The following is a 24,457-nucleotide window of genomic DNA, read 5'->3' as shown; positions in this document are numbered from 1 at the left end:
CGCGATGACGCTCGATCCCGTACTCGGCACCACCGCGCAGGCCGGCGCTGCCGTCGTCGTGTTGCTCGGCGCCTTCGCGAAGATGCGCCGGCCGGCCGCGTTCCGGCAGGCGCTCGCCGGCTATCGCCTGCTGCCCGATGCGCTCACCGCGCCCGCCGCGTTAGCGATTCCGCTCGCAGAAGCCGTCTGCGCCGCGGCGCTGCTGTTTCCCGATACACGCGCGGCCGGCGCGCTCGGCCTGATCGCATTGCTGCTCGTGTTCGCGGCCGGCATGACGATCAACATCCTGCGCGGCCACACCGACATCGACTGCGGCTGTTCCGGCTTCGCCGCAGCGGCCGCGCGCACGGATGCGCCGCGCGGCATCGGCTGGCTGCATGTCGCGCGCGTGCTGCTGCTCGTCGTGCTGGCCGCGACCGCGCTCGTCGAGCCGGGCAGCCGCGCGGTCGTGTGGTTCGACTACCTGACGCTGTTCTCTTCCGTGCTGCTGATCGTCTGCGCGCTGCTCACCGTCGACGTGCTGCTCGCCAACGTACCGCGCCTTTCACACCTGAGGAATTCATGATGCAAACCGCTCTCACCGTTTCCACCGCCTTGCTGTGGGTCGCCGTGCTCGCGCTCGGCGCAATCTGCCTCGCGCTCGTGCGCCAGATCGGCATCCTGTACGAACGCATCATGCCGGCCGGCGCATTGATGATCGACAAGGGGCCGGCGGTCGGCGCGATCGCGCCCGCCTTCGAGCTGACCGACATTCGCGGCTCGCAGGTGAAGGTCGGCGGCATCGATGCAGCGGGCAAGGCGACGCTGCTGTTCTTCCTGTCGCCGACGTGCCCGGTCTGCAAGAAGCTGCTGCCGCTGTTGCCGTCGCTGCAGGCGAGCGAGTCGACGCCGGTGAACATCGTGCTCGCGAGCGACGGCGATCCCGACGAACACACGCGCTTCGCGCAGAAGCACGACCTCGCGCGCTTCCCGTACGTGCTGTCGCAGGAGCTCGGCCTCGCGTACCAGATCGGCAAGCTGCCGTACGCGGTGCTGCTCGACGACACCGGCACCGTGCGCGCGAAGGGGCTCGTCAATACGCGCGAGCATCTCGAGAGCCTGTTCGAAGCGAAAGAGCGTGGCGTCGCATCGCTGCAGCAGTTCGTGCACGGCGATCACGACCACGAAGGCCATCAAGAGCACGCGCAGCACGCGTGAGCGGCCGACCTTCCTTCAACGTCAACGGAGAACAACGGAATGGGCCTGTTTGATTCATGGTTCGAGCGGTCGGCGCGCGGCGTCGCGCAGCATAGTTCGCGGCGCAGCGCGATGGCGAAGCTCGGCAAGGTGCTGGTGGGATCGGCGATGCTGCCGCTGTTGCCCGTCGATCGCACCGCGTATGCGGCCGACGCGGCCTCGGGTGTATCGGCGGCGTCGGGTGCCGCCGCATCGGGCGCGAGCGACGATCCGATGAGCTGCGACTACTGGAAATACTGCGCGATCGACGGCTGGCTGTGCAGCTGCTGCGGCGGGACGTCGAGCAGCTGCCCGCCGGGCACCACACCTTCGCCGATCACGTGGATCGGCACCTGCCGCAATCCGCACGACGGTTCGGACTACATCGTGTCGTACAACGACTGCTGCGGCAAGACGTCGTGCGGCAAGTGCTTCTGCAACCGCAACGAGCGCGAGAAGCCGCTGTACAAGCTGTCGCTGAACAACGACATCAACTGGTGCATGGCGAACGGTAATTCGAATTACCACTGTTCGGTTTCGGTCCTGCTGGGAGCGGCAAAACAATGAAAGTGAAGCAAGCTGGAAAGATCGTGGCCGCGTGCGTGGCGGCTGCCGCCGGGTTTCTGATGCTGCCGGGCGAGGCCGGTGCGCAGCAGGCCGTTCATTACCCGGCGGGCAAGAGCCTGTTCGACGCGCAGTGCGCGGTGTGCCACCAGGCGGGCGGCAAGGGGCAGGACGGCCTCGCGCCGCCGCTGACCGAGTATCCGGGCAAGTACGCGACGGCCGACGCGGGCCGCGCGCAACTCGTCGCGACGCTGTTGCACGGGATGTTCGGCGAGATCGAGGTGCACGACAAGCGCTACAACTTCAAGATGCCGTCGTTCGCGAGCGCGAGCGATGACGACATCGCGAACGTGCTGAACTACGTCGTGTTCGATCTCAACGACCGGCACGGTAGCGCGAAGCCGTTCACGGCAGCCGACATTCGCGCGGCGCGGGCGAAGGAGATGGACGGCACGGCCGTTCACGCGCAGCGTGCGATCGTGACGAAGGGGCTGGGGCTGTGAATGCGGCCGGCATTCGGCGTCGTGACCGGCGTACGGCGGCGTTGCGGATCGGCTCGTTCGTGACACGCCGTCTGTCTTCGGCGCTGGTGGTTGCTGTCGCGACATGTGCGATTGCAGCTCCCGTGCATGCCGACGGCGCGGCCGACGCGACGCTCGCGCGGCAGCACTGGGTCCTCAACTGCATGGGCTGCCACACGGCGACGGGCGGCGGCATTCCGGGCAAGGTGCCGCCGCTCGCGAACTCGCTCGGCTATTTCACGCATCTGCCGGCCGGGCGCGAATACGTGATGCGCGTGCCCGGCGCGTCGAACTCGGCGCTGTCGGACCGGGATCTCGCCGACGTACTGAACTGGGTGCTCACGACGATGAATCGCGATGCGCTGCCGCGCGATTTCAAACCTTATACGGCTGACGAAATCGCCGCGCGTCGACGGCCTGCGTTTTCCGATGTCGCGACGGTGCGTGCGAGGCTCGTGCGCGAATTGCACGAGCGCGGGATCGATGGCGTGTCCGAGCGCTACTGATTAGCGACGACGGGGCGACGCAGCATGTCGCGGCGCTTCGGTCGCGCACACCGGATTGGCAGCGTGCGGGTTCCGCGCTACGCTCGTCGTCATTGGGCGGCGCATGCGCCAGGCGGATCGAACGGAGGTTCAAATGGCAATCGAATACTTCGCAGAAAGCAACCCCGTCACGCGAAACCTGCCTCGATCGTTGGCGACCAAAGCCGGCGATCTGGTATTCGTATCCGGTCAGGTGGCGAGAAACGAAGACGGCAGCATCGTCGCCGGCGGGATCGAAGCGCAGACGCGTCAGACGTTGAAGAACGTCGCACACGTGCTCGCGCTGGCAGGATGCACGCTCGGCGACGTCGTGAAAACCACCGTCTGGCTCGAAGACGCGCGCGACTTCGCCGAGTTCAATCGCGTCTATGCGGAGTTCTTCCCCGAGAACAAGCCGTCACGCTCGACGTTGCAGGCGACGAACATGGTTGGCACCAGGATCGAGATCGAGGCGATCGCGTGCAAGCCCTGAGTGCCATCGCGCCACGTCGATGCGGCCGCGTGCCGCTTCAGTGCGGCGGCGACAGCCGTTTGAAGCGGCTCCACAGCGTCTTCAACGTCTGGTGATCGGCCGCGGCACGCGCGGCCAGAAAGCCGCGCGCAAAGCCCGCGCCCGGCGCGGCGTCGGGTGCCGTGCGAGGCAGCGCCTTCAGAAACTGCTCCGCGACCACGGCATCGTTACGCCAGCCCAGATCGTCCTGAAGTTCGGACAACGCGTCGACATACGTGCGGACGGCTTGCTTGCGGCACAGCGACGCGAAAAATTCGGTGGCGTACCGGACTTTCTTCGCCGCGATGCGCGCACGGTGACGCCGGCGATCGTCGAGATCGGCCAGCCTTTTGCCGCGTTTGATCAGTTTCCGGTGCCGGCGACGCAGAACCTCGTGAGCAAACGGACTCGCCGGCTGCATGATGGCATCGCGCCGTTCGTCAGGCATCCCGTCCCGCCAGCCCTTTCGGTTCACCCATGACGCGAGCTGTAACGCGAGCCGCGTGTAGCGAACCGATCCGACTGCGGAAGCCGCGCGCTGGCGATTGAGGGCGGCAATGCGCTTGCAGGCGTTGCGCACTGGACGGATCTCGTCCGGATTGCCGTTCGTGCCGGCATGGTCGAGCGTCGCTCCGGCAAGCACTTCCCAGTCGCGCGCGGCGCCGAGCTCGCCGGCGATCCAGCGCAACTCGTCGTCAAGGCCGGGATACGCGGGAATCACATTCGCAAACAGGTCGAGCGCCGAACGCAGGCGACGCAGCCCCACCCGCATCTGATGCACGCTCGACGGATCATGACCGGACTCGACACCGCGTTCGTTGGCACGGATCTGGTCCAGGCAGTTGCGCACGATCCGGCAGAACGCGTCTTCGATCGAATCGCGCTTTTTCAGCCGCACCGGTCGCGCCTTGACGGCCGGCTGGTGCTCGGCGACGAGCAGCCCGTACCCGAGATCGGCCTTGCTCTCGTGATCGATGCGCAATGGCGCGATGTCGAGCAATTCCAGTGCGATGCCGTACAGGTTTTCGGGGCGGCCGTGCTTCAGTTCCAGTTCGATCGCGGCGATCGGGACCGACTTCGAATCCGCGTCGACCGTCCCCTTGTCGAGCGCGACCTCGACTTCATCGCCGGAAGGCAGGCGCAGCGGTAGAACCCGCCGCTTGATCCGCGTGACGAACACGGGCTGAAGATCCGGCGCCGTGGCCTGGTCGCGAACCAGACGGCCGCACTCGGTGTCGTCGGGGAGCGTGTCCCGCAGCCGTGTCAGATCGGGGACGTCGCCGTCGACGGGCGTCTCGAATTCGTCCCGCTCGAACAGGCCGGCCCGGGCCGATCCTTCCAGTTTCAATGTCTGGATCCTGCGATTGCCTGCCGCACGCACCCGCAGGGAAGCCGCGCACCGGTGAAATGCGAGCGTGGCAGTGTCGAAGTACGTGCTCGTCAGCTGTTGAGTCGCACCGGCGCCGTTGGACTGCGCAAGCAACGGCGCGTGGCGCAACTTGTCGAGGTTCTTTGCGGAAACCCGCAGCTTCAGCTCTCGTTCCATACCGCCTCCGATATGTTGCCGACCATCAGTCCCCCGCCGATCCCCGGGAGTCTTCCCAGTCGTGCCACTCGATTCGATGCATGTCCACATAACGGCTTACCGCTGCGCCGATCGTCGGAAAGAAGTTGTCGTCGCCGAACATGCTGTACATGCCGTAATGTTTGAGGCTGTCCTTGACGGGGCCTTTCAGCTCCGCGAAGACCAGCTTGACCTGCCGCGCGGCAAGTTCAAGATGCAGCCGTTCGAGGACATCGGCAGCCGTGAGGTCGATGTCGGTCACGGGCTCCGCCGCGATGACGATCCAGCGTGCCGGCTCCGGCGATTCATCGACCGCGCGCAACACGCGTTCCCGAAAGATTTCGCCGTTCGCGAAAAAGAGCGGCGCATCCCAGCGCAGCAGCACGAGCCCGGGCACGCGCCGCGCGTCCGGATGGCGCGACACGTCGTGATAGCCCTTCCTGCCGTCGACCCGCCCGAGCACGGCGTCGTAAGGCCGCCACGCGCGCCATAGAAACGACAGCACGGTGAGCAGCAGCGCCAGCGCAATGCCGTTCACGACCCCGACGGCTGCGACGCCGACGAAACATGCCACCGCCTGCACGAACTCGCTTTTGCGGAGCCGATAAAGCCGCACGACGCCGCGCACCTCGATCATGTTCACGCACGCCGCGATCACGACGGCGGCCAGCACGGATTGTGGCGTGTGCGCAAGCGCGCGCGGCGCGAACAGCAGCAGTGCGGCAACAACGGCGGCAGCCACCACGCCCGTTGCCTGCGTCTTCGCGCCCGCGGCTTCGGCGACGGGTGTGCGTGAGCCGCTCGCGCTCACCGCGAACCCTTGCAGCAGGCCTGCGGCGAGGTTCGACAGCCCGAGCGCGATGCATTCGTGATTCCGGTCCACGCTGGTGTCGTTGCGCAGTTCGTAGGTGCGGGACAGCACGCTGATATCCGTGAACGAAACGAGCGCGATCGCCGCTGCGCTGCCCGCGAGATGCAGCCAGCCGTCGAGGCTCACGTCGGGGATGCGCGGCACCGGCAGGCCTTGCGGGACCGCACCGACGGTTGCAACACCGGCGCGCGTCGACAGGTCGAACCACATTACCACTGCGGTCGCGCCCGCCACGGCGAGCAGTACACCCGGCAACTTGGGCCAGAGCCGTTTGCACGCGAGTATCAGCGCGAGCGCGGCGACACCGAGTGCGAACGACGTTGCGTTCACCTTCGATGCCGCGATGCCGGCGGCCACGTCGTGCACCTGCTCGATGAACGATTCGCCGCTGCCCTTGTAGCCGAGGAGCTTGGGCAATTGTCCGATGCTGATCGTCAGCATGATACCGTTCAGAAAACCGTACCGGATGGGCAGCGACAGCAACTCGGTGACGAATCCGAGCCTGAGCACCCCGACCGCGATGCAGATCGCGCCCGCGAGTATCGCGAGCGCGCCGGCAAGGGCCAGCGCATGCGCGGCATCGCCGTGAGCAAGCGGCGTGATGCTTGCGGCGATCAGTGCGACCAGCGCGGAGTCGGGGCCGAGCACGAGGATGCGGCTGGGGCCGAAGAGCGCATACGCGAGCATCGCGGCAAGCGACGCATAAAGCCCGTTGACGGCGGGCAGGCCGGCTGCGTTCGCGTACGCCATGCCGGCGGGCACGAGCACGGCACTGAGCGTGACGCCGGCAAGCAGATCGTGCGGCAGCCAATGCAATCGATACGTGCGCGCCGCGGCGAGTCCGTTGATCCACTGCAGCAGGCCGGCATCGGGCTTGCGGGGCGGGCGGGCCGTGTGCTGGCGGGCACGGCTTTTGATGTTCATCGCAGGACGTCAGGGAACCCGGGCGGAATCGTTCGTTACGTCCGCCGGTATCGTTAAAGATTATGTTCCCGTGCCCTCGGAGCGCAAGCCCGGTTTCACGATGTTGCGTTTCGGCGCGCCGGCCTGACTGTCCGGCTACTTCGCCGAACGCCGGTCCGATCCCGGCTGGCGATGGCCGAAGTGATCGGCGGTGCGGGTGAATCGCCGGCGGGAGAGGCATCGTCCCGCCGTTGTCCGCTCCTCTACTCGGTCGCGCGATCGCTCGCCTCGCCGAACGAAGCCCGAACTTCGTCCACCGTCCGGGCGGGCGCCTGCAGATGCGGGAAGTGGCCCAGTTCCGGAAGAATCGAAATTTTCACACCGTTTCGGTCCGCGTACTCGATGCCCATTTCCTTCTTGATATAGATGTCCTTCCCGCCCCACACGACCTTAACGGGGACTTTCAGCTTTGCCATGTTGGCTTCGAAGTAGTCCTGATCCCGGGTGAAGCTTGCGTAGTAGTGGAAAAAGGCGTCTGCCGCGGTCAAGTCACCGTCCCATCCCTTCGCCACGTCGTTCATGAATTCCTCGGGCAACGTGTAGCGCTCCGCATCCTCCATGCCCCGGAAGAACGTGTTTGCGAGGATTTCGTCGCGATTCCTGTTCATGGCGGCGCGCACGATATCCGACGAAGGCTTCGACTTCAGGCCTTGCAGGCTTTCGTACATATATTGCGGCCGGTTGAACGGGGCAAAGTCGCCAACGATGATTTCCCGCGCGATATCCGGTTGTTCCAACGCTGCCAGCAGCGCCGGAAGCGCACCGATATCCGTCGCATAAATCAACAGTCTCGAACCATCGATGCCCGACGTACGGATGTAGTCTCTCAGCACACGGGCATAGTCGCTCGGCGCGTACGAAAAGCGATCTGCGCGCGGACGCGACGATTGCCCGTAGCCTGGCCAGTCGAACGCATGTACCTCGTAGTCGGTGGACAGTGATTCGGCAATCGGCTTCCACGCATACATCGTCTCGGGGAAGCCGTGCAGGAACAGCACGATGCCCTTCGATCGTGCGGGGCGGTAGACCATGCGGCGCAGCGTGATGTCGGCATTGACCTGCACGTCGCCGACGTCGACCGTGGGTTCCGGCGACGATGGCGCCGGCACGGTCGGGCACGTTGAAGAACCCGCAGCGGCGGCGGGAGAGGCGGGCGTTTTCGTTACGGGTTGAGTCATGATCGAGGATCTCGTTCGGTGCGACATCGCGCGCGACACGTTGCGCTTCGCTGTTTCGAAAGGTTGCGGAGTGCAGGGGTTTCTACTGTGCCGCCGGAGAATTCAAGAGCTTGCTCAATGGCTTGAGCGGGCCGATCGGCAGCAGCATGAACGTCATGAGGTGAGCCTTCCCCAACGGGAGTCGTTCCAGCATTTCATGCGCTTCACCCGTGTCCGTCACGTTCAGGACGAACGCCACCCCGGGCCGGTCCTGCAGGGAATACCACTGATCGATCTTGCCCGCGAGATACAGCTGTGTCGTCTCGCGGACTTCGGTCGGAAGAATCGTCTGGACCTGCTGCATGTCCGTGCCCGGAGGAAACGTGCCGATCGCCAGTATCTTCGTGGTGGGCGTGGTCGGCAACGCAGCGGAATGTGCCATGGAGACTCCTGTGCAAGCGAGCAGCAAGCATGCTGCCGTCAAATCAAGAAGAGCGCGTTTCATCCTGCGGCCCCGGGCCCGGTGGCGGGACGGCAGCCGCATTGAGCGCAGCGGCTTCCCATTCCGACAGATAACACGCGCGAAAGCGCTCGTCCACGCGCTCGCGCATCAATTGCGAGAACAGTAGTGCGGCATCGAGCGGTCGATGATTGATGACGACGGAATCCGTATCGCCTTGCGCGTTCATATGGGCGACGACCACCGTCTCGATCGGCACGCCATTGATACGTGAACGATAGGATTCCAGATAAAGATCGTTGCCGATCATGCCTTTGTAAGCATGCTGCTGGAACTCGTAGAGCGAGACCGCGTGCTTGATCACAGAGAGAATGTCGGCTCGTCCGTCGATCGGGCGCTTCAGAACGGTGGCTTCCAGCGTCGCGTTTTCGGCGAGGCGCGCCAGCCACCGCGGCGGACCGTCGGCGGGTGCCATCATCGGGGCCGTGTCGTTGAATTTCATGGCGGTTACTCCTTGCACGCGTTGCGCGTGACACCTGCGGTTGCGGCATCGAGCGCTGCCGCGAGCGCAACGCGTGCCTTTTCCCGGCGCCGTCGAGCAAGGCGCTCGGCGCCCGCGTCGCGCTCCGGTTCGCCCGCGAGCAGCGCGTGGATATCGGGCAGCGTCCAGATCGCGCCGCGCGTTCCCCACGCACCGTCCGGTATCTCGGTCGGAAAGATCCAGACGCGCGGTGCGACATCGTCGAACGGCCGGCCTTCCGCGCGTGCCACGGCTTCCGTGACGCGTCGGACGAGCGAGCGGCGCGATTCGTCGGTGTATTGCCCTTCGGGAACCGAAGGAATGATCCGGTAGCGCACCGTATCGGTACGTTCGCCGCCGATGTAGATCGCGGCCGGCCGGTGCAGATGGAATACGGTCACGCGCTGAGCGACCGGGTTCGCGGGATCGTACCCTTCTGCCTCGATGAGGAGATCGGTCAGTTCCCTTACGAGGCGGGCTTCAGCGTCCGGCGTCAGTGCGTGGTCGGGCCACATCGCGTCGATCATCGGCATGGGATGCTCCTGTTTTCGGTTGATCGGATGGCGCCATCGTCGCGGTTTACGTGCGCGCAGGAAAGTGGCAGCATCGCCACTATTCAAGGAAATTCGGACACGCAATGGCGATCATCCGCATCTGGGTCTATGACGGAATCCTGGCGTCCGGCGTCGCGGGCCCGGTCGATGTCTTCAGCGCTGCAAATCAGTTCCATGCGCGCCGGGCGGGACCGGGCGCGCCGTCCGCGCCGTTGTTCACATGGCGCGTGGAGTCGCTCGACGGGCAACCCGTGAAGGCGGCGTCAGGTCAGATCATTCCGGTCGACGGCAAGATCGACCCGCGCAAACGAGCCGACGCCGTGCTGCTGACGGCACCTTTCTTTTCGCGAATCGACGAGTTCCTCGGGCATCGCGAGCAGTTGAGCGAACTGACTTCCGCACTGCGGCGTCAACACAAGGCAGGCGCGATGCTCGCCGCGTATTGCACGGCGAATTACCTGCTTGCCGAGGCGGGCCTGCTGGATGGCCGCGTCGCGACGACGCACTGGGCGAGAGCGGCGGATTTCGCGCGCCGCTATCCGCGTGTCGAAGTCCGCGCGAACGAGCTGCTGCTCGCGCAAGACGGGATCATCTCGGGCGGCTCCGTCACGTCCTATCTGAACCTCGCCGTGCATCTCGTCGAAGCCTGCGCCGGCGGAGAACTCGCGACGATGACCGCGAAGGCGCTGTTGATCGACATGAACCGGACGTCGCAGGCGTCCTTTGCCACGCTTCTCGACGAACACGGCCATACCGACACGCTCGTGGCGCGCGCTCAGCAGCGGATGGAAGCGACATTGCAGCAAGGATTCCGGCTCGGCGATCTGGCGGCATCGCTTGCCGTCAGCGAACGTACGCTCAATCGTCGCTTCAAGGAAGCGGTCGGCCTCGCGCCGTTGACGTATCTGCAGAATCTGCGGGTCGAGGTCGCGAAACGTCTGCTGGAAACACGGCCGATCGGGCTCGAGGACGTGAGTCAGCGCGTCGGTTACAGCGATGTCAGTACGTTCCGGCAATTGTTCAAGCGCAAGACGGGGTTGTCGCCGAGCGAGTATCAAGTGCAGTTCTCGCGTGCGGCGGCCAAGAGCGTGCAAGCCGAGCCACGCGATCGGCGCGATTGAGCGTCGCGACGTCGCGTTGCCGCTCGCGTCAGGTCAGGGCCGCTCCGGTCGCCGCTTTTCTTTGTATCCCGAAGTATCTGCAACAGACGCGGATACGTACGCATACACATCGCCGACTTTCCGACAAGAACGGGATACGTTCGCCTGCTCCAATGCGCCTGTCGCGAGCGGAGTGCCGCACCGCGCATTGTCCAAGGAGTGTGTCATGAAAGTCGTCAAGGCCGCCGCTGTCCAGTTCAGCCCGGTGCTCTACAGTCGTGAAGCCACCGTCGCCAAGGTCGTGGAGAAGATCCACGACCTTGGCCGGCAAGGTGTGCAATTCGCCACTTTTCCCGAAACGGTCGTCCCCTATTACCCGTATTTCGCGGCCGTGCAGACGGGCATCGAACTGCTGTCCGGTACCGAGCATCTTCGGCTGCTGGAACAGGCCGTCACCGTGCCGTCTGCCGCGACCGATGCGATCGGCGAGGCAGCACGCAGGGCCGGCATGGTCGTGTCCATCGGCGTCAACGAGCGCGACGGCGGCACGCTGTACAACGCGCAGTTGCTGTTCGACGCGGACGGGCAACTGATCCAGCGCCGTCGCAAGATCACGCCGACGCACTTCGAGCGCATGGTTTGGGGGCAGGGCGACGGATCGGGGCTGCGCGCGGTCGACAGCGCCGTCGGCCGTATCGGGCAGCTCGCGTGTTTCGAGCACAACAATCCGCTCGCGCGCTACGCGATGATCGCCGACGGCGAGCAGATTCATTCGGCGATGTATCCGGGTTCGGCCTTCGGGGAAGGCTTCGCGCAGCGCATGGAGATCAACATCCGGCAGCATGCGCTCGAGTCCGGCGCGTTCGTCGTCAATGCAACGGCGTGGCTGGATGCCGACCAGCAGGCGCAAATCATGAAGGACACCGGTTGCGCGATCGGGCCGATCTCGGGCGGCTGCTTCACGACGATCGTGTCGCCCGACGGCATGTTGATGGCCGAGCCGCTTCGATCGGGCGAGGGCGAGGTCATCGTCGATCTGGACTTCTCGCTGATCGACCGTCGCAAGATGCTGATGGATGCGGCCGGTCACTATAACCGCTCGGAATTGCTGAGCCTGATGATCGACCGTACGCCGACCGCGCATGTTCACGAACGCGCCGCGCAGCCGGTGGCCGGATATGAAGTGGGCGTGGACGATTGGCGTGCCGCGGCTGCGTGATGCGCAGGCTTGCCCGGCCGTTACTGAACATTCGGCTTGCCGATCCGGTCCGGCAGTCGCAGTATGGATCGCCGCATGACCGCACATTTTTTGATCGCAATATGTGCATATGCATATAAAGGTGTGACGAAATCTTTCCTTGAAAGGTGTGTGATATGAAAACGAACGCTGCCGATGATCGGCCACTCCTGATCTCGGGCGCCGAAAGCATGACTGCCGGCGCCGGTCGCAACGTGACGACGTCATTGTCGCGCCGACGCTTTGTCGGTATCGCGGCCGCCGCACTGGCGGCCGGCTCGCTGAGCCGCCTGGCGCTCGCGCAGACCAGCCCGGCAATCGGCACCGCGGAACCCGCACGCGGCGACAAATCGGCGATTCGGCCATTCCGGGTGCATGTGCCCGACTCGCAGCTCGCCGACATGCGGCACCGCATCAACGCGACGCGTTGGCCGGACCGCGAGACCGTGGCCGACGAGTCGCAGGGCATTCAGCTTGCGACCATTCAGGCGCTCGCACGGTATTGGGCGAGCGACTACGACTGGCGCAAGTGCGAAGCGACGCTGAATGCGTACCCGCAATTCGTGACCGAAATCGATGGCCTCGACATCCATTTCATCCATGTGCGATCGAAGCACGAGAATGCGATGCCGTTGATCGTGACCCACGGCTGGCCCGGCTCCATCATCGAGCAGTTCAAGATCATCGCGCCGCTCGTCGATCCGACTGCGTACGGCGCGCCAGCGTCGGATGCGTTCCATCTCGTGATTCCGTCGCTGCCCGGCTATGGCTTTTCGGCGCGACCCACGACGACGGGATGGGGGCCGGAGCGCACGGCGCGCGCATGGGTGACGCTGATGAAACGGCTCGGCTACGCGCGCTTTGCTTCGCAGGGCGGGGACCTCGGCGGCATCGTCACGAACATCATGGCGAAACAGGCGCCGCCTGAGCTGATGGGCATTCATGTGAATTTCCCGGCGTCCGTGCCGGCGGAAATTCTGAAGTCGCTGACGGCCGGCGATCCCGCACCTGCCGGCTTGTCGGACGAGGAGCGGCACGCATATGAACAGCTGAGCGCCAATTTCAAGAGGAAGCGCGGTTACGCGATCGAAATGGGTACGCGCCCGCAGACGTTGTACGGACTCGCCGATTCGCCCGTCGCGCTGGCTTCGTGGCTGCTCGACCACGGGGACGGTTACGGCCAGCCGGCGGCGGCGCTGAGCGCGGCCGTGCAGGGTCGCCCGGTCAACGGCCACTCGGCCGGCGCGCTGACACGGGACGACGTGCTCGACGACATCACGCTCTACTGGCTGACGAACACGGGCGTCTCGGCGGCGCGTTTCTACTGGGAATCGCATGCGAACTTCTTCCTTGCGGCCGACGTCGGCGTGCCGGCGGCGGTGAGCGCGTTTCCGGGGGAAAACTACCAGGCGCCGCGGAGCTGGACCGAGAGGGCTTATCACAAGCTGATTTACTTCAACAAACCGGCAACAGGCGGGCACTTCGCGGCATGGGAAGAACCGATGATCTTCGCGAATGAAGTGCGTGCGGGGTTGAGACCGCTGCGTGCGTGATGTGCAACCGCCGAAATTTCCAACGAGCGGCAGCTTTCGTTAGAATCGTTCGACTATCAGAGAACAGCAGCGTTGCATGGGCGCAGCGGCATCGGCTCATGAACACCGCTCGCGCTCATCCCATGTCCTTTACCGGAGGCGAACGTGCCAGGATTACTTCCCGATGTCGACCGCGACGGGCTTCTCGAATACTCGGTGGTGTACACCGACCGGTCGATCAATCACATGTCGCAGCGCTTCCAGGGCGTGATGCGCGATATTTCCGCTGCGCTGAAGAAGGTCTACAACGCGAAGGCGGTCGCAATCGTCCCGGGCAGCGGGACGTTCGGCATGGAAGCCGTGGCCCGGCAGTTCGCGACGAACAGGAAGTGCCTCGTCATCCGCAACGGCTGGTTCAGCTTCCGCTGGTCGCAGATTTTCGACATGGGCAGCATTCCGTCCGAGTCGATCGTGCTGAAGGCGCGTCCGGTCGAAGCGGGCAGACAGGCCGCCTTCGCGCCGGCGCCGATCGATGAAGTCGTTGCGGCGATTCGCGAGCACAAGCCGGATCTGGTGTTCGCGCCGCACGTCGAAACCGCGTCGGGGATGATGCTGCCCGATGCGTATCTGCGTGCGGTCGCCGACGCCGTGCATGCGGTCGGCGGCATGTTCGTGCTCGATTGCATCGCGTCCGGCACGATCTGGGTCGACATGGAGGCGAGCGGTGTCGACGTGCTGATCAGCGCACCGCAAAAGGGCTGGAGCGCGTCGCCCGGCTGTGCGCTGGTGATGCTCGGTGCGCTCGCCCGCGAGCGCATCGATGCGACGACGAGCAGCAGTTTCGCGTGCGATCTGCGCAAGTGGCTGCAGATCATGGAAGCGTACGAAAACGGTGGGTTCGCGTATCACGCGACGATGCCCACGGACAGCCTCGCGACGCTGCGCGACGTGATCAAGGAAACGGACGCGTACGGCTTCGACAAGGTGAGGGCGGAGCAACTGGAGCTCGGCACGCGGATTCGTGCGTTGCTCGCGGAGAAGGGGTTCCGGAGTGTCGCGGCCGAAGGCTTCGAAGCACCGGGCGTCGTCGTCTGTTATACCGATGATGACGATATCCGGTCCGGCAAGAAATTCGCCGATGTCGGCATGCAGATCGCGGCCGGCGTGCCGTTGCAATGCGATGAGCCGGCGGATTTCAAGACTTTCCGCATCGGCTTGTTCGGTCTCGACAAGCTGAATGACGTCGATGCGGCGGTTGCGCGGTTCGCGAGTGCGCTGGAGCGGGTGCTGTAGCGCGTCACCGATCCAGGCGTGCGTTGCGGCGCATGACGTGACGAGATCGATCCGATCACGGGTCACGGATGCGCCGCGTTTTGCGAATGCCGCCGCGATTGAGCATCGGCCGATGAACGGATGGGCTTGAGTCGAAGTGGATATGCACCGGCTACGAGCGCTTGCGTGCGAATCCGATGTGTAAAAGGTTGGACTGAGTCAAACAGGCAGCGTCAGGTCGGCTGACTCGGTTCGGCTAGGAGCAGACGTTCGACATCGTTGTTCGAATCGAGGACAATGACCGCGATCCATCACAAAACGCCGCCAGCTAGACCACGGACATTGATTGATGTTGTTCGGTTCAAAATCTGAGTTTGCCATCGAAGCCATGATCGAACCTGATCTGGTCCCGCCTTCCGCCGTCTACGGGCGAATGCAAGTATGGTGCGCAAATACGTCGATAGGCGATTTTTCTAATCCGCGGTGTTCTTTGTATCCGGCATATCTCGGATTCAAACAACTCGTGGCAGCCCTTCCAAATATTTGGCGAAGTGATCTGGATGGTCTGAGCGAAGAACAGTTAATTGATCGTCTTGATCGGCTGCTGTATGGGGCTCAAGGCGATGAATTGCTTGAAGACGACGATCGAACCGTCTTCGAATGCAAGCGTGATTGGGAAAAATATGGTGCCTTCAATTTCTTGACAAATTGGGGTGAGCAATTCGACCAGGAAGACAAAACTTTCATTTTCTGCCCACCGACACAACCAGCGAAGATTCTTGTTCTGCGGCGCGGCTCCGATACGGTTCTGTCCTTGCATGCATCGATGCCCGCCACCGCCGACGCTATCGACAAGTTCCTCAGGTGGTTTGATGAGTCGTCAGCGCTGCTTGCCAACCAAAACTCAATCTAGCCGCTCACCTTGAATGGCCACTTTGGAGAAGGTCGAAAGTCCGCAACGGGTCGGGCGCGAGCATCCGCATCGGACAGCAGCCGGCCACAAGCGGTCGGCCGACCACGCAGTCGGAATGGGCGACAATCACGACGAGTTGAGCATATTCCGTGCGACCATGTCCAATGACCAAAGAAATGTTTGCCAGCGATTCGGTACAGAATAATGCATATGAACACTTTGGGAAGCTCTGAATTACGACGCATTTTGATGGCACTGGGGATCGTCCTGTTGACCGGTGTCTCTATGTACTACGCGACCGACGAGGTCGGGCAAGCAGATATTGATCGTCCATCGATTGAGCGAACAACCACCAAGACCGCTGGTGTTTGGCAGTCCACGACGCGTATGGTGCTCGCCCGCTACGGGCATACCGCAACCTTGCTACCCAATGGCAAGGTGCTGGTGGCTGGTGGTTTCGGTGGCCCCGGAGGCGGCGGTCTTCTGGCGGTGAGCGAGCTTTACGATCCCGCCCACCCAAAATGGTCCAAGGCGGGCGCCATGGTGCTTCCACGCCAAGCGCACAAAGCGGTCTTGTTGGCCGATGGCAATGTGTTGGTGGCCGGCGGGCTGGCCGCTGACTCAAATAACCTCTCTGCGACGCCTTCGGCTGAGGTCTATAGCCCTACCCGTGGCGTTTGGAATCGTGTCGGGAACATGGCGACGGGGCGATTGGGCCATACGATGACTGTCTTGAAGGACGGCCGCGTGCTTGTCACCGGCGGCCATCGCGCGGATGACGTGATGGATGACGACGCTTTTGCTTCGGCCGAGCTGTTCAATCCCACCGATGGCCAATGGGCAGTCACCGCCAGTATGAGTATTGGACGTCGGGGCCACACTGCCACGCTGTTGCCGAACGGCAAGGTGCTTGTGGTTGGCGGGAGAATGGCGGGGAGCAACGGCGACGCGACCGCCATGGCTGAACTCTTTGACCCCGTCAAAGGTACTTGGGTAGCGGTTGCCCCGATGAGGAACGCGCGTTACGGTCACTCCGCAACGCTTCTGCGAAGTGGGAAGGTACTCGTCGTGGGGGGCGAGGACGTCAAGAAAGCCGGCGACGACACCAAGAGGTTGGATGCCGCGATGGCGGAAGTCGTCAAGGAGAAAGGCTCGGACTTCACATCGACCGACTTGGCCATCGCGCTTGCCAAGGATCCCGGGCCTTATCGAAGCTTGGCCGAAATTTACGATCCAGTCACGAACCAGTGGTCGCCCGCGGGAAACCTGAACGCGGCGCGATCTGGGGCTCGCGCTGTGCTGTTGCCGAATGGAAACGTGCTTGTGGCACGAGGCGCTGATGACGAAAGCCTCGACCTTAATTCTTCAGAGATCTATGACGTAAAGACGGGTGTGTGGCGCCTGACGGCGCCCATGAACGACGGCGTGGGCATAGGGGCCACGCTTACCGTGCTGCCCGGTGGTGATGTGCTCGCTGCGGGCGGGGATCGAGGTTACGTCAAGTCCAAGCCGGGTCTTCGAGAGCGTTTGGCGCGAGGAATCTATCGGGCAGGCGATTTCAACGATAACAGCGCACTCTCCTCCGCAGAAATCCTGCGCTACTGATCACTTGATGCGACGCACCTCGCGAAACGCTGCGTTGGTCACGTTCATGTACAACCGATAAGCCACAGCAGAACCCGGAGCGGTGGGGAGGAGACTACGCTAACACGAACGACTGGTTCGGAGAAAAACGGGTGACCGCAGTGGGTCGGCGACAGTCGACCGCGTGGGGCGGTAGCCGGCCACCAGCTGACATTTGGCGTCTGAAGTCGAAATGCTGGCTTCTCGGCTATCTCCAGCCGCTCCTGATATGAGACCCTCCCGGACAAGCGCACGTCTGCTGCCGAGCAAGCGAGCAGACTATTTCCCCGCCGACAGATCCGGGAGAGACAGGAGACGAGGGCATTCGCCTCCAAGGAAGAGGCCGACTATCAAACTCAAACTCGACTACGTTGGCGCGTGTCGTTGCGAATACCCATCACGTAACGCGCATTGCGTGCCACGGACGGGTCTGGATCGGCGGCCAGCCGGGCAAGCAGGGCCGACGCCGTGCCATTGAATTCGGCGAGCGCCTGACAAACACGTACACGGGTCTGGACATCGGCTCGACCGTCCGAGATCGCTGCTTCAAAGCGCTCCACAATTTGCCTTGCGATCGCGGGGTCTTCCGCCAAATCGGCTAACGCATCGGCCGCCTCGACATCGTGAGTCCCGCCAAGAACCTGCTCGATCAGCAGGGGAATGGCGTCGCGTATCCCCCATCCGCCAAGCACCCGCGCAGCGCGATACCGCACGCGCTCCGCGGGGTCGAGGAGCGAGCCACGCAAGGTCTCCACCGCATCGGAACCACCGAGTTTCGCCAGCGCGAGCACGGCCCGTTCGCGTACTGCCGGATCGGGCTGTTGAAGCGCCGCGCCAAGTACGCTGGCGCCGCTGCCTACGGTTCTTCCCAGCGCCCAGTGCAGCGCACCTGCGACATTCGGCTCTTGCTCCTGGAGCAGTGCGTGGGCGATGAGTGCTGCAAGCGGGGCATCGCTGGACGCGGCGTCGAACGCAGCACGCTGTCTCTCAGGCGCATGCGTCGACTCCAGTCCTTTCAACAGATGCACGACCTCAAGCACTGCTGACCAATCATCGGGAGTGGTGGCGGACACAGAAGTCAGCCGGCAAAGCAACGCTTGCTCTGCGGCCAGCCGCTCGCGGCTGCGAACCATCAGCGCGTCAATGAGCACATCGGGGTGAGGCGCCTGTTGGCTGAGCGCCTGACGCACCTCGGCCAGCCCAAGGCCCAGCGAACGCAGGCTCTCCACCTGGAACAGGCGCAAGGCATCGGCTTGCGAATACTCGCGGTATCCCGCTTCCGTACGTCCCGATGGGCTGACCAGTCCGATCGCGTCGTAGTGCCGCAGCATGCGCGCGCTGACGCCGGAACGATTGGCCAACTCGCTGATGCGCATCACTTGTCTCCGGTGTCATCTGGTTCACGCCGCCTCGTGTCTCGGCCTTGGCTCCCATCGAGCCTCGAAGATTCTAACAAACCGCCAACGGCTTCCATCACCTCGGCCAACACGTGGCTCGTCACATCGATCGCCGTCAACCCGCCTATTCATCGGCGTAGGGCAAGGGTGCACTTGCGCGCCACGCATCGGCTGGATCGAGCATAAACGCACTCTCCGGGTCCGCGATGAGCCTGAGGCTCGCGCAGGCATGAACGCGAACCGCCGGGTCCGTGTGTCGGGCCGCCGCCGCATCGAGCGGGGCAATGGCGTCGTCTCCAAGCATGAGTAAGGCCCGGCTCAGACTGCGCTTGAGGTCTTTGTCGCCGCGGCCCAGCTCGAGAACCAGTTCGCGTGCCAAGGCGGCTCGTTGCCAGGTCGGCACCAGCCCTGCCGCGGTGCGCCACGCAGTTCGTGCCACCTCCGGATCGGGGTCATGTAGATGCCCGCTCGTGATCGCTGACCAGGTTGCGGGGTCGCCGATCTTCGAGAGCGTATGCAGCGCCTGGCTACGCGTTTGCGCCAACGGCGAGCGCAGCTCGTCAAGCAGCAATGGCAAGGTCAGATCCTGCGCATGCCGGGTGAGCGCCCAGGTGAGCATGTCGCGAACGAAGAAATCCGGTTCGACACCGCAACGCTTCACCAGTAGCGTGACCTGGCCTGGATCGGGAGCCGTGCCGGCGCCAAGCGCAGCCGCAAGACGGAGCGAAGCGTCCGGATGCTCGAGTGCCGTGGTCAGTGCGTGACGGGAAGTCGGGGGATAGTGACGGGTCATGAACGCCTCCTCGCCCGACAGTGGACGCCTTGTCACTGTGACAAGGTCAAGCGTTTTCGGGCGAGGGGCGAATTGCACGCCCAGGCAGCCGTTCGTGGGGGCGATCACCGCTTCCTCCGCGGGTGACGGGCGACGGGTGGCCAACAAGCGACGTTCGATTGTTCTCTACATTGGACATCAGTGTGTCCGATCTATGACGCAAGCAGGCCCATACACAGGTAGCCCGGGAAGCCGGTCTGACCGTAAGTCGAGCGGCGAACGTCCCTCCAGAAAACAGCTCGGCTCTCGACGCGCGCCAGCCGCGTCGCCCGCTTTCGCGAGCACGAGCACGAGCGTGCGCGATGCGCAGCTTCCAGCGTCACCATGTCGAATGCGCTTTCTCCAGCTACCGGTGCTCATCGTCGCGCCACCGTTTCAGCGGAGGGCAGGATCGATTTCGGCGCTGCTCAATCCGAATCCCGCCATGCGCGCGCGATGCTCCGGTGAGCCCAGATACGCGCGCAGCTGCCGGTTGACCGCATCGAGCAACGCGCTGTTTTGTCGATTGAACGAGAAGGCGCCCAACGGCGGCCGGTGGTGTATCCGGTCCGCTACCGGTTCGTGCGCGACGGCCTCGAGCAATGCGCCGCCCATCCGCTTCGCCACGATCCGAAGTCCGAGCGCAGTACTGGCGTACGCGTCGACCGTGCCGGCGCGCACCGCGTCGATCGCATCGGCTTGCCGGTCGAACAGGGTGATCTGATGCTCGCTCACGCCCGCGGCTTTCGCCGAGTCGTGCTGTACCTGTCCGGTAATGATGCCAAGACGTGCATCGGGACGCGCGGCAAGCGACGCATAGCCGGTCAGTTGCTTCGGGTTTCCGGCACGAACGAGAAAGCCGTCCGCGATTCCCCACACGGGTACGCTGAACGCGACCATGGCGGCGCGTTCCGGCGTAACGAAGAGCGGAACGTTCATGTCCCAGCGGCCTGCGGCGACACCGGGCAGCAGTTCACTGAACGTCGTAAGGTGAGGTTCGATCCGCGTGACACCGATCGCCCGAAGGATCTCGCCGGCGAGATCGAGGTCGGCACCGGTTGCCGTGCCATCCGGTTCCGTCCATCCAAATGGCGGTTCGTCGAGGTATGCAATCGTTACCTTCATCGCGTCTTCTCGCGAGCAGGGACGGTCGCCGAATCGGCAGCCGATTGCCGACGATTCTAATACTTCGCTCGCAGGACAGGGCCGGCAGCAGCCGGCCCCCATCATGCGACTACCCAGGCCGCACTCAACCCGCCACGTTCCGATTCGCTTCGATCACGGTCAACGCCGTCATGTTCACGATCCGTCGCACGGTCGCGCTCGACGTGAGAATGTTCACCGGCGCATTGACCCCCAGCAGGAACGGCCCGACCGCGACGTTGCTGCCGGCTTCCGTCTTGAGCAGGTTGTAAGCGATGTTCCCTGCATCGACGTTCGGGCACACGAGCAGGTTCGCCGCGCCCTTCAGTGGCGACATCGGCAGCAGCCGCGCGCGCAGCGCTTCATCGAGTGCACAGTCGCCATGCATCTCGCCATCGGCTTCGATATCCGGCGCGTGCGCGCGGATGATCTCGAGCGCCTTGCGCATCTTCACGCCCGACGCCGCGCTGCCCGACCCGAAGTTCGACCGCGACAGCAGCGCAGCCTTCGGCGTGAGGTTCAGCCATTCCATCTGCCGCGCGGCCGCGATCGCGAATTCCGCGATCTGCTCCGCATCCGGGTTGTCGTTCACGTGCGTATCCACGAGCGCGACCGTCCGCTGATTGAGCAGCAGGATGTTCATCGCCGCGTAGGTCGATGCATCGGGCTTCTTGCCGATCACTTCATCGACGAAGCGCAGGTGATTGTGATACTCGCCGACCGTCCCGCAGATCATCCCGTCCGCATCGCCGAGCCGCACCATCATCGCGCCGATCAGCGTCAGGCGCCGGCGCATCTCGACGCGCGCCATTTCCTTCGAGATGCCGTCGCGGCAGCGCAGTTCCCAATACGTGGTCCAGTATTGCGGGAAGCGCTCGTCATATTCCGGATTGGTCACCTCGACGTCCTGACCGAGACGCAGGCGCAGGCCAAACCGCTCGATCCGCGCGAGCAGCACCTCCGGACGGCCGACCAGGATCGGGCGCGCAAGCTTCTCGTCGACGATCACCTGCACCGCGCGGAGCACACGCTCGTCCTCGCCTTCGGTGAACACGATGCGTGCCTTGCCGCCGTCACGCACGAGCTGGCGCGCGGTCGCGAACAGCGGCTTCATGAACGCGCCCGAGTGGTAGACGAACTGCTGCAGCTGCTCGACATACGCGTCGAGATCCGCGAGCGGACGCGTCGCCACGCCGCCTTCGATCGCCGCCTTGGCGACGGCCGGTGCGATACGCACGATCAGGCGCGGATCGAACGGCTTCGGAATCAGGTATTGCGGACCGAACGACACTTCGTCGCCGCCGTAGGCCGCCGCGACGATATCGTTCTGCTCTTCCTGCGCGAGGCCGGCGATCGCGTGAACCGCGGCGATTTCCATTTCGCGGGTGATCGTCGTCGCGCCCACATCCAGCGCGCCGCGGAAGATGTACGGGAAGCAGAGAACGTTATTGACCTGGTTCGGGAAATCCGAGCGGCCGGTCGCGATCACGACGTCGTCGCGCGTCGCGTGCGCGAGTTCGGGGAAGATCTCCGGCGTCGGGTTGGCGAGCGCGAGAATCAGCGGCCGCGCGGCCATCGCCTTCAGCATCTCCGGCTTCAGGATGCCGCCGACCGACAACCCGAGGAACACGTCCGCGTCGCCGATCACTTCGGACAGCGTGCGCGCATCGGTTTCCTGCGCGAAGCGTTCCTTGGCCGGATCCATCAGCGTGGTGCGGCCGCGATAGACGACGCCTTCGATATCCGTCGCCCAGATGTTCGCGACCGGCAGCCCGAGGTCGACGAGCAGGTCCAGGCAGGCCAGCGCCGCCGCGCCGGCACCGGACGTCACGACCTTCACTTCCTTGATCGACTTCCCGACCACCTTCAGCCCGTTGATGAACGCGGCGGCGACGGTGATCGCGGTGCCGTGCTGGTCGTCGTGAAAGACGGGAATCTTCATGCGCTCGCGCAGCTTGCGCTCGACGGTGAAGCACTCCGGCGCCTTGATGTCCTCGAGGTTGATCCCGCCGAAGGTCGGCTCGAGGCCGGCGATGATGTCGACGAGCTTGTCCGGGTCGGTTTCGTTGATCTCGATGTCGAACACGTCGATCCCCGCGAACTTCTTGAACAGCACGGCCTTGCCTTCCATGACCGGCTTGGACGCGAGCGCGCCGATGTTGCCCAGACCCAGCACGGCGGTGCCGTTGGTGATGACGCCCACCAGATTCCCGCGGCTCGTGAAGCGGTGCGCGTTCAGCGGCTCGGCGGCGATCGACTCGCAGACGCTGGCGACGCCGGGGGTGTAGGCGAGCGCGAGATCGCGCTGCGTCACGAGCGGCTTGCTGGCGACGACGGAGATCTTCCCCGGGGTCGGAAACTCGTGATAGTCGTACGCGGCCTGCTGCTGGGTCTCTGTCTGTTTCATGTTGTCGGGTCCGGGCGTGCGCGTCAGGCCAGTCCCGACGCGATCCATGGAGGTGATTCTAGGGATCGGCCATAAGGAGATGATTCTGTTTTAATATCGGTTCATCACTTTTTCATGATGGTGCGGCGGGACGGCAATGACATTCGACGCGAACGACGTGGTCAGGCGGCTTGGCGCGCGCCTGAAGATGCGGCACCTGATGCTGTTGCTGCAGATCCAGCAGCACGGGTCGCTGACGCGCGTCGCGGAGCACATGGCCAGCAGCCAGCCCGCCGTGACGAATGCGCTGTCCGAACTGGAAAGCATGTTCGGCACGCCGCTGTTCGAGCGCTCGTCGCGCGGCATGCGGCCGACCGCGCTCGGTTCGGTCGTGCTCGAGCGCGCGAAGGCGATGCTGAAGGATCTCGACCATCTCGCCCGCGAGATGGAGGCGGTCGCCGCCGGCCATGCGGCGCACCTGCATATCGGCGTGATTCCGTTTATTTCGGGCCAGATGCTGTCGGCGGCGCTCAAGCGGCTGCAGTCCCGGATGGAACGGCGCCTGACCGTGACGATCCACGAAGGCACCAGCGATCAGCTGCTGTTGCAGCTCAAGGACCACAGCGTCGATCTCGTGATCGGGCGCGCATCGTCGGCGATCGATCTGGGGCAGGTCTCCTTCGAAGTCCTGTACCAGCAGCAGCCCCGCATGATCGCGAGCCGGCGGCTCGCAGCGAAACTGGCTCGCACGAAGCTCGACTGGGAGAAGCTGCACGCGCTGGACTGGATTCTCGGCGCGCCCCACACGCCGATGCGGGAGCAGGTGACCGACCTGTTTCTGTCGGCGGGCATCGCGCCGCCCGTGCCGATCGTCGAAAGCTACTCGTCGAAGCTGATCGGCGAAATGATTGCGTCGAGCGACGACGCGGTGTCGATCGTGCCGGCCGATATCGCGGAAGAAATGGTGCGCATCGCCGGCGTGGCGATCGTGCCTTACTCGCTGGTCTGGACGCTGCCGCCCATCGCGCTGTTTACCCGCGCTGCCGAATCGCATGCGCCGACGCGGGATGTGCTCGTCCAGGCGCTGCGCGAGATCTGCAGGGAAACCTACGTCGAAGCGCCGCGATAAGCGTTCGATTGCCGGCCGGTACGCACGCGGCCGGCAACCGCGTCATCCCCGCTTTGCATCGTCCGCCGATGCAGATGGCGTGCTCCGGCGCGCGTGTTGCAATTGCATGGATCGTCATCGTCAACTGCGTCGTCAACCATCACTGGATCGTCACGGCGCATGGCCGGCAACAGAGGCGGCAAGTCCGATGCTGGCACGACTCGATTTCGTCATCAAGAAACGAGCGGCATGGGTGAATTTCCAAATAGTGGTTGTTCATCGAGCGGTGCTTGTCCTACCCTCATAATCGGTCCACAAGGAAGGCTCGCGGCGGCCGCGTACCGTATCGATTCCATCGTCTTTGTCGCTTGTTCCGTCGCAGTTCGGCGGATTATCAACGTCAGACGCGTGCATGTCGATTCGTATGGTATGCGTTGCACCATCGCTGCCGTGATGGCATGGGTTGCCGGCCAACGCATCGGACGGTCGAGACGTGGAGGAGGCGGGCTTG

General features: G+C 64.1%; 23 protein-coding genes. 13 read left to right on the top strand and 10 right to left on the bottom strand.

From position 1 onward, the window contains the following. Window positions 1-4: 4 nt before the first annotated feature. From NQV17_RS26910 to NQV17_RS26885, 6 genes are all read left to right on the top strand, one after another. On the top strand, window positions 5-565 hold the full coding sequence (locus NQV17_RS26910; protein WP_257774607.1) for a MauE/DoxX family redox-associated membrane protein: 561 nt from the start codon (window positions 5-7) through the stop codon (window positions 563-565). Next, complete coding sequence (gene mauD / locus NQV17_RS26905; RefSeq protein WP_257774606.1) at window positions 562-1,197, top strand: methylamine dehydrogenase accessory protein MauD; 636 nt, start codon at window positions 562-564, stop codon at window positions 1,195-1,197. Before NQV17_RS26910 ends, mauD begins: the two co-directional genes overlap by 4 nt. 39 nt (window positions 1,198-1,236) lie before the next feature. Next, a complete protein-coding gene (locus tag NQV17_RS26900) occupies window positions 1,237-1,782 on the top strand; it encodes a methylamine dehydrogenase light chain (protein WP_257774605.1) in 546 nt (181 codons plus the stop codon). Beyond that, complete coding sequence (locus tag NQV17_RS26895) at window positions 1,779-2,282, top strand: cytochrome c (protein WP_257774604.1); 504 nt, start codon at window positions 1,779-1,781, stop codon at window positions 2,280-2,282. The genes NQV17_RS26900 and NQV17_RS26895 overlap by 4 nt, the downstream gene beginning before the upstream one ends. Further along, complete coding sequence (locus NQV17_RS26890; RefSeq protein WP_374692754.1) at window positions 2,279-2,806, top strand: cytochrome c; 528 nt, start codon at window positions 2,279-2,281, stop codon at window positions 2,804-2,806. The genes NQV17_RS26895 and NQV17_RS26890 overlap by 4 nt, the downstream gene beginning before the upstream one ends. A 133-nt stretch (window positions 2,807-2,939) precedes the next feature. Continuing rightward, window positions 2,940-3,317, top strand: coding sequence for a RidA family protein (locus tag NQV17_RS26885; RefSeq protein ID WP_044847766.1), 378 nt, complete (start codon window positions 2,940-2,942; stop codon window positions 3,315-3,317). 37 nt (window positions 3,318-3,354) lie between these two features. Here the strand turns inward: NQV17_RS26885 and NQV17_RS26880 are convergent, their stop codons facing one another. From NQV17_RS26880 to NQV17_RS26855, 6 genes are all read right to left on the bottom strand, one after another. Beyond that, on the bottom strand, window positions 3,355-4,881 hold the full coding sequence (locus NQV17_RS26880) for a CHAD domain-containing protein (RefSeq protein ID WP_308237171.1): 1,527 nt from the start codon (window positions 4,879-4,881) through the stop codon (window positions 3,355-3,357). Between the two features lie 25 nt (window positions 4,882-4,906). Beyond that, the gene (locus NQV17_RS26875; RefSeq protein WP_257774601.1) at window positions 4,907-6,694 is read right to left on the bottom strand and encodes a SulP family inorganic anion transporter; all 1,788 of its coding nucleotides are present in this window, start codon (window positions 6,692-6,694) and stop codon (window positions 4,907-4,909) included. Between the two features lie 242 nt (window positions 6,695-6,936). After that, the gene (locus NQV17_RS26870; protein ID WP_257774600.1) at window positions 6,937-7,911 is read right to left on the bottom strand and encodes an alpha/beta fold hydrolase; all 975 of its coding nucleotides are present in this window, start codon (window positions 7,909-7,911) and stop codon (window positions 6,937-6,939) included. 82 nt (window positions 7,912-7,993) lie between these two features. Next, window positions 7,994-8,332 carry a muconolactone Delta-isomerase family protein gene (locus NQV17_RS26865; RefSeq protein WP_257774599.1) on the bottom strand — a complete coding sequence of 113 codons (339 nt, stop codon included), beginning with the start codon at window positions 8,330-8,332 and terminating at the stop codon, window positions 7,994-7,996. Between the two features lie 43 nt (window positions 8,333-8,375). Beyond that, window positions 8,376-8,852, bottom strand: coding sequence for a hypothetical protein (locus tag NQV17_RS26860; RefSeq protein ID WP_257774598.1), 477 nt, complete (start codon window positions 8,850-8,852; stop codon window positions 8,376-8,378). Window positions 8,853-8,857: 5 nt separating this feature from the next. After that, on the bottom strand, window positions 8,858-9,403 hold the full coding sequence (locus NQV17_RS26855; RefSeq protein ID WP_257774597.1) for a tautomerase family protein: 546 nt from the start codon (window positions 9,401-9,403) through the stop codon (window positions 8,858-8,860). A 104-nt stretch (window positions 9,404-9,507) separates the two neighbouring features. Between NQV17_RS26855 and NQV17_RS26850 the strand changes: the two genes are divergently transcribed. The 6 genes from NQV17_RS26850 to NQV17_RS26825 all read left to right on the top strand — a co-directional run bounded on the left by NQV17_RS26850 (window position 9,508) and on the right by NQV17_RS26825 (window position 17,083). Next, complete coding sequence (locus tag NQV17_RS26850) at window positions 9,508-10,545, top strand: GlxA family transcriptional regulator (protein ID WP_257774596.1); 1,038 nt, start codon at window positions 9,508-9,510, stop codon at window positions 10,543-10,545. Between the two features lie 205 nt (window positions 10,546-10,750). After that, the gene (locus NQV17_RS26845; RefSeq protein ID WP_257774595.1) at window positions 10,751-11,743 is read left to right on the top strand and encodes a carbon-nitrogen hydrolase family protein; all 993 of its coding nucleotides are present in this window, start codon (window positions 10,751-10,753) and stop codon (window positions 11,741-11,743) included. 209 nt (window positions 11,744-11,952) lie between these two features. Beyond that, on the top strand, window positions 11,953-13,314 hold the full coding sequence (locus NQV17_RS26840) for an epoxide hydrolase family protein (protein WP_257774672.1): 1,362 nt from the start codon (window positions 11,953-11,955) through the stop codon (window positions 13,312-13,314). 144 nt (window positions 13,315-13,458) lie between these two features. After that, a complete protein-coding gene (locus tag NQV17_RS26835; protein WP_257774594.1) occupies window positions 13,459-14,586 on the top strand; it encodes an aminotransferase class V-fold PLP-dependent enzyme in 1,128 nt (375 codons plus the stop codon). 328 nt (window positions 14,587-14,914) lie between these two features. Beyond that, entirely contained in the window at window positions 14,915-15,478 is a 564-nt protein-coding gene (locus NQV17_RS26830) for a hypothetical protein (RefSeq protein ID WP_257774593.1), read from the top strand. 210 nt (window positions 15,479-15,688) lie between these two features. Further along, window positions 15,689-17,083 (top strand): kelch repeat-containing protein, encoded by a 1,395-nt coding sequence (locus tag NQV17_RS26825; RefSeq protein ID WP_257774592.1) that lies wholly within the window; start codon window positions 15,689-15,691, stop codon window positions 17,081-17,083. A 374-nt stretch (window positions 17,084-17,457) separates the two neighbouring features. Here the strand turns inward: NQV17_RS26825 and NQV17_RS26820 are convergent, their stop codons facing one another. The 4 genes from NQV17_RS26820 to NQV17_RS26805 form a co-directional block, all read right to left on the bottom strand. Further along, the gene (locus NQV17_RS26820; protein ID WP_257774591.1) at window positions 17,458-18,477 is read right to left on the bottom strand and encodes a HEAT repeat domain-containing protein; all 1,020 of its coding nucleotides are present in this window, start codon (window positions 18,475-18,477) and stop codon (window positions 17,458-17,460) included. A gap of 145 nt (window positions 18,478-18,622) precedes the next feature. Beyond that, entirely contained in the window at window positions 18,623-19,291 is a 669-nt protein-coding gene (locus NQV17_RS26815; protein WP_257774590.1) for a hypothetical protein, read from the bottom strand. 414 nt (window positions 19,292-19,705) lie between these two features. Continuing rightward, complete coding sequence (locus NQV17_RS26810; protein ID WP_257774589.1) at window positions 19,706-20,434, bottom strand: transporter substrate-binding domain-containing protein; 729 nt, start codon at window positions 20,432-20,434, stop codon at window positions 19,706-19,708. A gap of 124 nt (window positions 20,435-20,558) precedes the next feature. After that, window positions 20,559-22,859, bottom strand: coding sequence for an NADP-dependent malic enzyme (locus tag NQV17_RS26805; protein ID WP_257774588.1), 2,301 nt, complete (start codon window positions 22,857-22,859; stop codon window positions 20,559-20,561). A gap of 136 nt (window positions 22,860-22,995) precedes the next feature. Between NQV17_RS26805 and NQV17_RS26800 the strand changes: the two genes are divergently transcribed. Beyond that, window positions 22,996-23,967: a LysR substrate-binding domain-containing protein gene (locus tag NQV17_RS26800; protein ID WP_124485204.1), complete on the top strand. Its 972-nt coding sequence runs from the start codon at window positions 22,996-22,998 to the stop codon at window positions 23,965-23,967. Window positions 23,968-24,457: the final 490 nt, after the last annotated feature.

The sequence above is a fragment of the Burkholderia sp. SCN-KJ genome, assembly GCF_024656005.1.
Taxonomy (GTDB): Bacteria; Pseudomonadota; Gammaproteobacteria; order Burkholderiales; family Burkholderiaceae; genus Burkholderia.
The sequence above is the reverse complement of the archived record's forward strand: the minus strand, read 5'-3'. Positions and strand labels throughout refer to the sequence as shown.